The 12,602-nt window shown below is 61.3% G+C and carries 10 protein-coding genes; 5 read left to right on the top strand and 5 right to left on the bottom strand.

All coding sequences use genetic code 11. The annotated features are described in order from the left end of the window. Positions 1-24: 24 nt before the first annotated feature. From JKL48_RS02040 to JKL48_RS02030, 3 genes are all read left to right on the top strand, one after another. On the top strand, positions 25-912 hold the full coding sequence (locus JKL48_RS02040; RefSeq protein ID WP_201977847.1) for a septal ring lytic transglycosylase RlpA family protein: 888 nt from the start codon (positions 25-27) through the stop codon (positions 910-912). A gap of 168 nt (positions 913-1,080) precedes the next feature. Continuing rightward, a complete protein-coding gene (locus JKL48_RS02035) occupies positions 1,081-3,516 on the top strand; it encodes a penicillin acylase family protein (protein WP_201977846.1) in 2,436 nt (811 codons plus the stop codon). Between the two features lie 323 nt (positions 3,517-3,839). Then, positions 3,840-4,892: a TonB family protein gene (locus tag JKL48_RS02030; RefSeq protein ID WP_201977845.1), complete on the top strand. Its 1,053-nt coding sequence runs from the start codon at positions 3,840-3,842 to the stop codon at positions 4,890-4,892. A 142-nt stretch (positions 4,893-5,034) separates the two neighbouring features. Here the strand turns inward: JKL48_RS02030 and JKL48_RS02025 are convergent, their stop codons facing one another. From JKL48_RS02025 to JKL48_RS02010, 4 genes are all read right to left on the bottom strand, one after another. Continuing rightward, the gene (locus JKL48_RS02025) at positions 5,035-5,349 is read right to left on the bottom strand and encodes a hypothetical protein (RefSeq protein ID WP_201977844.1); all 315 of its coding nucleotides are present in this window, start codon (positions 5,347-5,349) and stop codon (positions 5,035-5,037) included. Between the two features lie 195 nt (positions 5,350-5,544). Beyond that, a complete protein-coding gene (locus tag JKL48_RS02020; RefSeq protein ID WP_201977837.1) occupies positions 5,545-7,122 on the bottom strand; it encodes a DUF1501 domain-containing protein in 1,578 nt (525 codons plus the stop codon). 18 nt (positions 7,123-7,140) lie between these two features. Further along, entirely contained in the window at positions 7,141-8,862 is a 1,722-nt protein-coding gene (locus JKL48_RS02015; RefSeq protein ID WP_201977835.1) for a DUF1800 domain-containing protein, read from the bottom strand. Between the two features lie 253 nt (positions 8,863-9,115). Beyond that, the gene (locus tag JKL48_RS02010) at positions 9,116-9,832 is read right to left on the bottom strand and encodes a C40 family peptidase (RefSeq protein WP_201977833.1); all 717 of its coding nucleotides are present in this window, start codon (positions 9,830-9,832) and stop codon (positions 9,116-9,118) included. Positions 9,833-10,168: 336 nt separating this feature from the next. On the opposite strand from JKL48_RS02010, the gene JKL48_RS02005 reads away from it, so the two are divergent. Together JKL48_RS02005 and JKL48_RS02000 are read left to right on the top strand one after the other, a co-directional pair. Next, entirely contained in the window at positions 10,169-10,528 is a 360-nt protein-coding gene (locus JKL48_RS02005) for a hypothetical protein (RefSeq protein ID WP_201977831.1), read from the top strand. Between the two features lie 173 nt (positions 10,529-10,701). After that, a complete protein-coding gene (locus JKL48_RS02000) occupies positions 10,702-11,511 on the top strand; it encodes a hypothetical protein (RefSeq protein WP_201977829.1) in 810 nt (269 codons plus the stop codon). Between the two features lie 126 nt (positions 11,512-11,637). Here JKL48_RS02000 and JKL48_RS01995 read toward each other — a convergent pair whose 3' ends face one another. Beyond that, entirely contained in the window at positions 11,638-12,564 is a 927-nt protein-coding gene (locus JKL48_RS01995; RefSeq protein ID WP_201977828.1) for a helix-turn-helix domain-containing protein, read from the bottom strand. Between the last annotated feature and the right edge of the window lie 38 nt (positions 12,565-12,602).

Here is a 12,602-nt window from a genome sequence, read left to right as displayed (position 1 = left end):
TTTTGCTCACCATCTGCGAATCGCATGATTTTATTTCGCCGCCTACAAGTACTCGTCCTTTCCAGTTGCTTTTTTTTCCTGCTGACTTTGCTGGGCGCTTCGGCCCGCCCTACCCCTGGCACCACAGCAGTCCCTGCCCCTAGCTCCGCCGCCACTACGGTATTTCGGGGCCGGGCCTCCTGGTATGGCGGTTACTTCCAAGGGCGGCGCACCAGCAGCGGCGAGCGCTACAACCGCTTCCAGTACACCTGCGCGCACAAAACCCTGCCCTTCGGCACGCGCCTGCGGGTCACGAACGTGAAGAATGGCAAATCCGTTGTGGTGCGCGTCACCGACCGGGGCCCGTTCCGCCACCAGCGCATCCTCGATTTGTCGGAAGCCGCCGCCCGTCCGCTGGGGGTGGTTGACTGCGGGGCCGCCACCGTCATTGCCCAGGTAGTAGCCGATGATGCCCCGCTGGGCCCGGCCACCACGCCCGGCAACTTCGCCGCCCTCTATGCTGCCGACCCCAACCCTGAAGCCGCTTTCACCACCTATGCGGTACTCCCGGATGCGCCCATCAGCCCCGCCGACTCAGTGGCTCGGATTGCGGCCACGGCCCAGCTCATTGCCGCTTCCGCCGAGACGAAGGCCGAAGTTATCACGGCCGCCGAATCGGTGAACTGCCCGTCGGGCTTCTTCATTCAGGCCGGTTCGTTCATCGATGCGACCAACGCCGCAAGCGTGCAGGCCCGCATCAAGTCGCTGATGCCCGAACTGCAAGTGAATATTTCGCAGGACCTCGTTGATGGCCGCCAGCGCAGCCGCGTGCTCGTGGGCCAGTTTGGCGAGCGCCCCGAAGCCGAAGCCGTGCGCCAGCAGCTGCTGGTATGGGGCATTGGCGGGCTGGTGCGCGAAGTAGCCCTGCGGTAGGTTGTTAGTTGTCCGTTATTAGTTGTCTGTTGTCAGGTTGATTGCTAAAAGTGGTCAGCAGGTCAGTTGAACAGAAGTTTCTGAAGGCCAATTGACGGCGTTGTCGTTAATTGGCCTTTGCTTTTGCCCACAGGCCTGACAACGGACAACCAATAACGGACAACTGGAATGATTAAAGCGCTACTGGCCCTGGCCGCCGCCTGTACCTTGGTTTGGGTGCTGAACACCAAGCACGGCCAGCTGCCGCCCTTTGGCAAGCTGCTGAGCCCTTACCGGGGCTTTTGGCAGAACGGCGAGCGGCCCGAGGACTTCCCCGCGCAGCAAACGCTGGACCTGGCCGGCCTGCAACAGCCCGTGACGGTGCGCTACGACGACCGCCGCGTGCCGCACATCTTCGCCCAAAACGACCACGACCTGTACCTGGCGCAGGGCTACCTCACGGCCCGCGACCGGCTCTGGCAGATGGATTTTGTGGCCCACGTGGCAGCCGGGCGGCTGGCCGAAATTGTGGGACCGGAGCGGCTGGAAACCGACCGATTTTTTCGGCGCATGGGCCTGGGCTTTGGCGCGCAGAAATCGAACGCGGCGGCCCTGGCCGACCCGGTGAGCGGCCCCGTGGTGCGGGCGTACTCCGATGGGGTGAATGCTTACATCAACAGCCTGACACCGGCCACCACCCCGTTTGAATACAAGCTGCTCGACTACGCGCCCGAGCCTTGGGAACCGCTGAAAAGCGCGCTCATTCTGAAGTACATGGCCTTCGACCTGACGGGCCGCTCCGATGACCTGCGCATGAGCAACGCCCTGCGCAAATACGGGCCGGCGGTGATGCGCGACCTGTTTCCGGACTACCCCACGCGCGAGTCGCCGGTAGTGCCCGCCGGCACGCCGCTCGATTTCCAGCCCTTGGCCGTGCCGCCCGTGCCTGCCGCATTTGCTGCCGCCGAGGCACCGTATCAGCCAAACCAGGAGCCGGCCCGGGAGCTGGGCTCCAACAACTTTGCCGTGAGCGGCGCGCGCTCAACGACCGGTTTTCCCATGCTGGCCAACGACCCGCACTTGCAGCTCAACCTGCCCAGCATCTGGTACCAGGAGCAGCTGGCCGCGCCCGGCGTGAACGTGTACGGCGTGAGCATTCCGGGCACGCCCACGGTCATCATCGGTTTTAATGCGCAGGCGGCCTGGGGCGTGACCAACACCTACGCCGATGTGCTGGACTGGTACCAAGTGCAGTTTCGGGACGTGGCGCGGCGCGAGTACTGGCACGCGGGCCAGTGGAAACCGGTGCGTCGCGTGGTGGAGCGTATTAAGGTGCGCGGGCAGCCCGACCGTCTCGATACCGTGCTCTACACCCACCACGGCCCGGTGGTATACGAGCGGGAGGAGAAGCCCTTCCTGGCCCAGACGCCCATCGGCTACGCCGCCCGCTGGACCGCCCACGACGCGGCCAACGAGTTCCTGACCTTCTACCGCCTCAACCGCGCCCGGAGCTACGCCGACTACACGGCCGCGCTGGCCACCTACGGCGCACCGGCCCAGAACTTTATTTTCGCGAATGCTGCGCAGGACATTGCCCTCTGGCCCAACGGCCACTTCCCCCTGAAATGGCGCGAGCAGGGCAAGTACCTGCTCGATGGCCGCGACCCGGCCCAGGACTGGCAGGGCTGGATTCTGGCGGCCCAGAATCCACACGTCCGGAATCCGGCGCGGGGTTTTGTGTCGTCGGCCAACCAGTCGTCAGTGCGGCCCGAGGACTACCCCTACTACCTGAACTGGGACTACGGCTCGTCGGAGCGCGGCCGGCGCATCAACCAGCGCCTGGGCCAGATGCCCCGCGTGACGGCCGACAGCTTGCGCCAGCTCCAGAACGACAACTTTGGCATGAATGCCCAGCTAATGCTGCCGCGCCTGCTGGCCCTAGCCGGTACGCTACCAGCCACTTCGCCCGAGGGCCGGGCCCTGGCCGCCCTGCGCTCCTGGAACTACCACTACACCGCCGAGGCCATCGGCCCGAGCCTATTTGAGCTGTGGTACGATAACCTGGTAAAGCGCCTCTGGGACGACGACTTTCCCACCGACCCCAAGGGCCCAGCCTACCGCTACCCCGCGCGCGACCGCACCAACAACCTGATTCTGCGCGAGGACACCAGCCGCTGGATTGACGACCGCCGCACCCGCGCCCGAGAAACCTTGCCCCTGCTGGCCCGCCAAAGCCTGAAGTGGGCCGTGGACAGCCTCACCCGCAAATACGGCACCCAGAGCGACAAGTGGCGCTGGGCCAGCCAAAAAAGCACCGACGTGCTGCACCTGCTCAAGCTGCCCGGCTTTGGCGTGCTGGACGTGGACTGCGGCGGTGGCGCAGGCATCGTGAACGCCACCACCGAGCGCACGGGCCCCAGCTGGCGCATGGTGGTGGCCCTGGGCCCGCACGTGCGCGCCTACGGCGTATACCCTGGCGGCCAGAGCGGCAACCCCGGCTCACGCTATTACAACGACATGCTGGAAAGCTGGCGCGTGGGGCAGCTCGATGAGCTGGTGTTTCTGCGCAGTGCGGATGAGCCAAACAAGCGGGTAGCGACGGCGTGGACGTTGCAGGGGAAATGACATGCGTTTGAATACGCGTATGAGCCACTGCTGCAAACCAGACTTGGGGTGTGTTGGAAAAACCATTGGACGGTCCTGCTGAGCTTGCCGAAGCATCTCTACCGCTGTAGTAATCCTTTCGATTGGATTGGTCTTCGCGGTAGAGATGCTTCGGCAAGCTCAGCAGGACATTTCGGGGTGATTTTGCTGGCTTTCTCGGCCTTATTTCTTAAAAAAGGCGTCTGCTATAGATTTGCGGTATGGATATTCGTCGCCTTCTGCTTTGGCAACATGATGGTAGTCGCCGTCGTTTTCCGAAACCATCTTGCCTACTGTTTCTCCTGTTGCTGAGCCTTTCTCGCCCGGCCGCAGCCCAATACTACGGGCAGTATGCCATCGATACTACTCAGATTTTCAATTACGTAGACCAGATGCCCTCGCTGCCCAGCGGCGGGGGCAATCTGGCCCTTGTGAAAGCGGTGCAGCAACAAGTGAAGCTGCCGATTGAGGTGCGCGAGGGCCGCACCGAGGGCCGGGTGTTCGTGCGCGTGGTGGTGGGCGTGAGTGGCGTGGCCCGGCAGGCCACGGTGGTGCAGTCGCTCAGCCCCGCCTGCGATGCCGCCGCCCTGGCCGCCGTGAAGCGCATGCCGCGCCTGCGGCCGGGCCTTTACCAAGGCCAGCCAGTGGCGGTGCTGCTCTCCGTTCCGGTCATGTTTCTGTCGCCCCGGCACGTGTACGCAGCTACCGAAGTATCCCGTCAAGCTCAGTTTCCGGGCGGCGATGCGGCCCTGGAGCAGTACCTGCAAAAAAATCGCGCAACGCCCGCCGAGGTGAAGCAGCGCGACCTGAAAGGGCGGGTGGTGGTACGCTTTGTGCTGAAACCCGATGGCCGCCCCGGCGCCGTCGAAGTTATCAACTCCCTCTGCCCCAGCTGCGACGACGAGGCACTGCGCCTCGTGCGTAATTTTCCGCGCTGGCAGCCCGCCCTGGGCTACGACGACCAGCCCGTATCCGTGTACCAAACGCTAAATATCTGGTTCAGCCCGCCCCCGCCGCCCGCTGGCACCCCGCCGCCCGTGCCCGACCACCAAGTGTATAGCCAAGTTGAGCAGATGCCCACGCTGCCCGGCCACAGCGGCCCCGATGCCCTGCAGTCGGCCCTGGCCGAGCTGATTTCCTACCCCGAACGCACCCCAAACGGTACCGGCCAGGTCAGTTTCGTGGTAGAGCCCGACGGCCGCGTAACGCGCCCGGTAATGCTGCAAAGCATTGGCAGTGAAATAGATGAGGCCGTACTGGCCGCAGCCCTGCGCCTGCCTCGCTTTGAGCCGGGCCGCCACAATGGGCAGGCCGTGGCCGTGCGTCTGGCCGTGCCGGTGGTCATTGATATCCGCTGACCAGCAGCGGCTTATTCAGACGGAAGCTATTGGGAAGCGTCTGTCATCCTGCGCGCTGCTCAGGATGACAAGAGTGACACACCCATACCAAAAACGGCGGCTTTCGGTGACGGAAGCCGCCGTTTGCTAGTTGCTGACAAGCTTATTTCTTGTCCTTATCGTCTTTGCTGCCTAGCTGGCGCTTGCTGTCGCTCACGTCCTGGGCTTCGCCTTCGTGGTCGTCGCCGGTGGCGCGGTTGATGAGCACCACGGCCACGGCCGCGAGGCCGGCAATGCCGAGTATCATTTGGGTGGGCGTGAATTTCTGGGCGGCTTTGCGCAGCAGCACGCCGCCGTGCTTCAGCAGGTCGTCCATGTGCTCGTGCTGGCCCTGAAACACATAATAGGCACTTTCGAAGGTGCGGGCGAGGTCTTCGGGCAAAATCTTTTCGAGTTGTTGTTCGATTTGCGCTTCCATAAAGCTGTAAGGAAAAAAGGAGGAACGTGAGGGACAGAGGACGAGGCGGCTAACGCCTTCGTATCGCCTTACGCAAAAGGCCGGCGCGGGGCTGCCTTTTTTCCACGAAAATCTGCCGAAGCCACAATGGCTCCGGTTCAGCTCCTCAGAAGCTGGCCGGAGCCATTGTGGGTTATTTACTGGCACTTAGCCTTTTTACTCCACCACCACAATGCGGGAGCCACTGCGCTGGGCTTCGCGTACCTGGCAGTAGTAAGCGCCAGCGGCCAGGCCGCTCAAGTCCAGGGGCAGGAACTGCGGGCCGGCGGCCAATACCTGGTCCGCAAAGCGGCGCACTTCGCGGCCCATTTGGTCGAGCAGCACCACTTGCACGTGGCCGCCGGCGCAATCGTAGGCCACTGTGGTGCGGCCGTCGCGGGCCACGGGGTTGGGGTACACCGTGAAATCGGCCACCTGCGGAGCCTCTTTGGTGGCGAGCAGCGCACCGGGCCGCAGTACGGGCACGTAGGGGAAGCTGCGCCCAAAGAGCTGCGTGAGCGTGGCCGGCGTCACCCGGAACCAGTCCTGCAAAATGCTGGTGTAGATGCTGCGGAAGTCGAACTGCATGTTGATGTTGTCGTTCACCCCAGCATTGGCGGGCAGCGTGGGATTGGGTCCGTGCACAATGGGGTTCACCTTCGAGCCGAACACCAGCAACGGGGCCGCCGCGCCGTGGTCGGTGCCGTAGCCCGAATTGGCCTTGATGCGCCGGCCAAACTCCGAGAACGTCATGCCCACCACCCGGTCCTGCACGTTGTGGCGCTGCAAATCATCCTGAAAGGCACTCACGGCCTCCGCAATCTTCCCAAGCAGCGTGGCGTGGGTGCCTACGGCCGTGCTGCCGGTAGCCGGCACCTGCAGGGTGTGCGTGTCGAAGCCACCCAGGGTGCACACGTAAATGCGCGTCTGCAAGCCGCCGGCAACCAATTGGGCTACTATTTTAAGCTGGTCGGCCAGCGAGTTTTGCCCAGCCGTGGGGTACAGCGGCGAGAGGTTCTGGGCCCGGCCGGCGGCCGTCTGAATGGCCGTGGTGTACACCTGCGTCTGGCTCACCACTTGGCGAATGAAGGTGAGCTCATGACCGGCCGGCGTGTTGGGCGCCACATCCACCCCGCCGCTCAGCAGCTGGTAGAACGACGAAGTGCTGGCAATGGCCATGCCCATGTTCACGCTGGGCCCCTGCACGCAGTTGCTCACCACCGAGCCGATGCTGATGGCCAGCGGGTCAGGGTTCTGGGTGTTGGGGTAGCCGGTGGGGTAGCCCGCGTATTCGCTGTCGAGGTAGCGGCCGGCCCAGCCCGTGGTCAGGGTCACGTTCGAATCGGAACCCGAGGTCCAGATATCGGTGGCCCGGAAGTGCGAGAAGTTCGGCGTGGGGTAGCCCACGCTCTGCACCACGCCCAGCTTGCCGTTCTGGTACATGTTCTGGAGCGAGGCCATGGCCGGATGAATACCGGTAGCCGTGGTCAGGCCCAGCACCTGGTTTTGGGGCAGGGCAATGCTGCCGCGCGCCGCCATCAGGGCCGGGTACTGGTCCAGGGGGATAATCATGTTCAGGCCGTCATTACCGCCTTGCAGCTGAATGATGACCAGCACCTTATCCGACTGCGTGGTGGCATTAGTCAGGGCCGCCAGCTGCGGCGAGTAGCCGTAGGCGCCAATGGGCAGCCCACTCAGAAAAGCAGTGCCGACGGAGGCTGCAGCCGTGGTTTGTAGAAATTCGCGACGTTTCATGGGAGAAGGCTGTTGGCGTTATGACAAGTGGTATTCCGCCAGCCCCATCAGGGCGCGCAGCATGGCTTGGAGCTTGGTGGTTACGGCCGCTTTTTTGGCCGTATTGGTGGGTGCGGCCAGGTATTGCTGCCATTCCACGGTCCATTCAAAATCGGGCAGGCCCGGCAGCAAGGTGTTTTTCAGGAATGTAATCTGGTTGGCGGTCAGGCTGATGGGCACCATCAATCGCACGTACTCGGCGATGAGCAGGTTGCAGTCAGCAGCTGTAGCGGCCGGGAACGACTGCGTTAGTGCCAACACGTCAATTCTAATGTTGACGCTACTGCGCGTGTAACCCGTGCTGATGAACAGGTCTGTCACTTGGTTGCGGCGCGGCAGTGTCACGGCGTTTATCCACAGCTCGTGGTATTGCGGGGTCTGGTAATAGGCGGCCCAGCCGGCCACGTTGGGCGGGTCGCCGAGGTATTGCTGCTGCAAGCTGGTTAAGCCGTTTAGGTAGTCCCACATGCCGTATTGCACCACTTGGTTGGTGGCCGCCGTCGGAAACACCACTTCCATCTGGCGCATCAGCCCAACGGTAAAATCGAGCGGACTCTTGATGAGGCAGCCCACGTTCAGCACATCAAAGAAGTGCTCCGAGCTAAACAGCGTGCGCAGGACCGGCGCAATCTCGAAGTTGTTCGATATCAGCAAGGTTGCCAGCGGCCGAATGATGTCGGTTTCGACTTGCGTATCAATTAAGTAGTACACGAAAAACCGGTACAGCTTCCGCACGATGGCGCGGGCCGTTTCTACCTGTTGAAAAATCAGGTTGATGAGGTCCTGATACTCGGTACTGCCATTGGGCGCAATGCTGGCATTGCCGAAAGCCGACGAAAACACTTTGGTGGTGACATCGTGCCGGCTGGCAGTGTAGTAGCTGCCTACCGGCGCCGCCTGGTCGCGCCAGCCGGTGAGCACTTTGGCGGCGGCCTGTACGTCGGCCTCGGTGTAGTTGGTGTAGTTACCAGCGGCAATCAGCGGCCCCTTCCCTACCGTAAACAGCTCCAGTAGCTCGCGGCCGTAGTTCTCGTTAGGGGCGCCGACAATGCTCTGGTTACCGTTGAGGAAGCGCAGCATGGCGGGCGTCACGGTCACGTCCTTGGTCAGTTGCTTGAAATTGCCGAGCGCGTGCTGGCGTAGCAGACGCACGTACTCGTAGCCCATGCGGGCATCGTTGATGGTACTGAACTCAATCACGAAGTGGTTGTGCCAAAACAACGTCATCTTCTCCAGCAGCGAGGTGCCCTGGCCCAGCTGCAGGCCCAGCCACCAGTCGCGCAGCGAAGCCCGGCGCACCCCCTCAAAGTTCTGGTCGAACACCTGCGCCGTCCAGGTGGTACCCAGGGCCACACTGGTGTCGGTGGTCGACACGTTCACGGGCGGGTCGGGCGCGGTGGTGGGCACCGTGAGCAGCGTGTTCAACGTAGCCGTGAGCGTAGAGCCGGCCGCCGTCAGAATCTCGGTGCGGGTGGGGCCGAATAATGTGCGTCGCAGCAGATGCGCCGCCTGGGCATAGCCCCAGGTGCCGGTGTAGGGCGTGAGCGTGCTGGTGGTGCGGGCCAGCGTGGTAGGCAGCTTCGTGTTGGCGTAGCGGCTTACTGTTTCGGGCGGGCCAGGCGGGGTTGGGGCCGTGGCCGCCGCAGTAGCCGGAGCGTTTAGAACAGCCGTGTTTCGTTGGAGGAAATGTCTGCGATTCATAAGCAGCCGCGTAAAGGTGAAATCAATTGAAATGGAATTAAACGCCCATCACCCTACTGCCCTTCTTCTTACGAACCAATGGTTTACCATTGACTGCTACATTCCCTTTGGGTTTAATAACAATATCAGATTATCTCCGTGGGGAAGTGATGAATATCAGCTCAGTGGCGCTATTTGCCCCGCGAATGGACCAAAAAAAACGCCCAGCCGTGGGGCTGGGCGTTTTGCCATTGCGATGCTTTACTGCAACGACTCAGTTTTGGTCCACAGTCGTCGAGGCAACCAAGGCTTCATCGGCCGCAGCGGCGGCGCTTACCCGGCCGGCCGCATAGAAATTGCGGTGGTAGTAGGGCTGGTTCAGCGAGCTTATCATAACGCCGCCGTTGGTAGCCGAGTGGGCAAATTTGCCGTCTTTCAGGTAGATGCCAACGTGGTAAATCGGGCCGTGGCCCCGGCGGAAAAATACCAGGTCACCGGTTTGCATCTCGCTCTTGGCCACGCGCTTGGTGGTGCTGAACATGGAGCGCGACGAGTGAATCAGGTTGATGCCATACACTTCGTGGAACACGCGCGTCACGAAGCCCGAGCAGTCGGTGCCCCGGCGCGAGTTGCTGCCGTAGCTGTAAGGGGCGCCAATCCAGTCGGTCACGGTGCGCAGCAGGTCCTTGTTCTCGTTAAAGGCCAGGTGCAGGCCCAGCGTCTGGGCGTAGTAATGATAGGTGAGCGAGTCGCGCGAGGCGGCCAGCTCGGCGGGCGTGGGAGCGGCCGGCTTTTCCCCGGAACCGGGGTTGCCATCGGCGCGTAGCTCGAAAGTGGACTCGTCCATCGTCAGGGCCGGAAGCAGCGATGCTTCGGCGACGACCGGTGCCGACGTGGCACGGGCCGTCACCGAAGCATCGGGGGCGCGTTCAAAGAAGAAGGAGAGAGCTAGCGAACCAGCGGCGAGGCAATACAGGAGGCTGTTTTTCATTGTCCGTCGTTAGAGGGTTAGGGGCAAAAAATCCGGGTTTCTGGAAGGAGAGAAAGAGCCGGGCTAGTAGCTTTCTTAGGCGATAGGCAAGGCTAAATTGAGCCGAGTGAAGAAGTGAGAAAAAGATGTCATACCCATTAATTGCTATTGTGCATGGAACAGGTCGCTGGGTAAAACTAAGTTAAACTTTTGGTAACTCGGTCATTTTTGCTTGGAAAAAATCAAATATTCTTTATTTATCACAAATAAATAGGCAAAAAATAACGTTTACGCTTGCAACCATACCTCAACCATTGCCGTAATAGCGCGGCCGAGAATATTCCTATATCTTGCCCTATGACGACGCCCCGCACCTGGACCGGTTCCCCTCTCGCCCGCATTGCCCGCATGGTGCTCAAAGCCCCTCGCGTGGCCATGGTCATCGGCCAGACGGTGCACCTGAGCGGCGCCTCCCGAGAGGAGTTTCTGGCCGATGCCGAATGGGTAGCGCACGAAGCTGTGCACCTGCGCCAGTATCAGGAGCACGGCCTGCTGCCTTTCCTGTGGAAGTACCTGCTGGAGTCGGCGCGGGTCGGCTATTACCAGAATAGGTATGAAGTAGAAGCCCGCGAGGAAGCCCGCCGTGTGGTATTGGCCGACCCCACGCACGTGCTGCAGCCGTTGCCGCGCCACGCCCAGCCGCCTGCTGATGCTTAGCTAATACTGCGCCGGCTTGGGCAAAATGCAGGAGTCAGCACCGTCAGATTGAAAAATAAAGTGCGCTAACTGCAACTTACCAAGAGCCGATTACGAATACTCTCCACGCCTTCTTCGCCACGGCCAAGCGGGCTTTTTTCCTTTCCTTCCACTTTCCTTTCCGTCTCATTATCATGGATAACCAGCAAGACCAGCTCGGCGCCTCGAACTCGGGCAGCGCCGACCGCACTTCGCAAAATCCCACCTCCATGCCCGGTAGCGCCAGCGGCGCCTCCGCCTCTTCCCGCAAATCCGCTGCGACGCCCACCGCGCAAAGCACCTCGCCTACTCCCGATGCTTCGAGCCAGAAAACGGCCAATGCCGGGGCCGACCGCCAAGGCGAAGGCCAGCAAACCAACGCTCAGGAGGGCACGCTTCTCGATGCCGCGCTGAACAGCGGCAAGCAATGGATTGAGGATTCCGGTGTTCTCAACAGCGTGAACCAGCTGCCCCAGAGCCTGAAAGACCTCGGCAATCGCGCCCTCGACAAAGTAAACGGCCTTAGCACCACACAAAAAGTGGTAGGCGGTGCCATTCTGGCCGCTGGCATCGGCTGGCTGGCTACCCGCAAAGGAAAGTCCTCGTCTTCGGACAGCAGCCCGTACAACTACGGCCGGCAGCGCGACGCTGGCAGCTACGGCCGCCGCAGCTACGGCTACCAGGCCCCTGATGCTTCCACCAGCCGCCGCACAGTATCAGGTGCCTCAGGCCGCGCCGATAGCGGCTCGCCCTACGGCAACAGCGGCAACCGCTACGGTGGCAGCAGTTCCAACTACGGCAGCAGCGCCAGCAGCACACCCGGCAGCCACAACACCGGTATCCATTCGGGCAGTGGCCGGAGCGAGAGCAGCTACGGCGGCGCCTCCGCTAATGTCGACCATGGCGCCCGCACCTCTGAAAGCAGCTACCGTTCGAAAGAAGATGGCTTCAGCAACGTTGAATAATTCGGCTTAAGCCAACAAAAAGCCCCGCTTCATTCCGAAGCGGGGCTTTTTGTTTACAATAGCAGCAGCTAGCGCGAAGACGCGGACTACAAAGTCCGCGCTACGTTTCTCACCTGCAAAGACTTCCTAGATGTTCATGGCCGACTCGCGGCGGCGCATCTTGCCAGCCGGGATGCCGAACATCATCTTGAAGCGACGGCAGAAGTAAGCGGTGTCTTTGTAGCCCACTTCCTTGCCGATGTCGCGAATGCTTTTCTTGGTGGTGCGCAGCAGGAATACGGCGCGCTCCATGCGCTGGTATTCGATGTAGTCCTGCGGGTTGATGTTGGTCAGCATCTTGAAGTACTGGCCCACGTAATCTTCGCTCACGTTGGCCACACCGCTCAGCACCTTGTTGCTCAGGTCGCCACCCAGGTTTTCCTTGATGTAGTTGAACAGGTCAATCAGGCGCGGGTCTTTGAAGTAGGTGCTGTTGGTGGCCAGCTGCTCCACAAACATGTTGTTGCGCAACACGTAGCGCACCACTTCCACCACAATGTTCTCGGTGTAGATGTTGATGAGCCGCTCACGACCGGGCAGGTCCTGAATGCTCTCCTCCACCACTTTAATCACCAGGTTGGCCAGCTTGGGCTGCCCCGAGATGAGGAAAGCCGGCACGTCGAGCGAGGCGAAAAAGTTCACCGAGTCGAACACCTTGGCTTCGAAGCTCACGAAGCTGTGGCTTTCGTCGGCGTCGCCGATGAGGTCGAGGTTATCGTTGGAATGGAAGAACTTATCTTTGTTGGAAATCAGGTCGTCATTGGTGATAACGCGGTTTTTCTGGTCCACGCCGTAGCTCACCCGCGTAGGCCGGCCGCCGGGGATGAACAGCATTTCGCCCTCCTCCACCACCAGCTCCTCTTCCCCAAAGGTGATATGGCCTTTGTGCAAGAGAATGAGGTTGTTGCCTACGTCATAAGAATTGCGCACCGTGAAGGGCTGATGCAACACCAGGTTCTTCGCCTTGATGTAGCGGACGCCCAACGACTCAATGACTTTATTGTAATCTTCCATAATTTATCGAAGCAAAACGGCCTAAAAAAGGTGCGGTT

Source organism: Hymenobacter rubidus, assembly GCF_016734815.1.
GTDB classification, from domain to species: domain Bacteria; phylum Bacteroidota; class Bacteroidia; order Cytophagales; family Hymenobacteraceae; genus Hymenobacter; species Hymenobacter rubidus.
The sequence above is the reverse complement of the archived record's forward strand: the minus strand, read 5'-3'. Positions and strand labels throughout refer to the sequence as shown.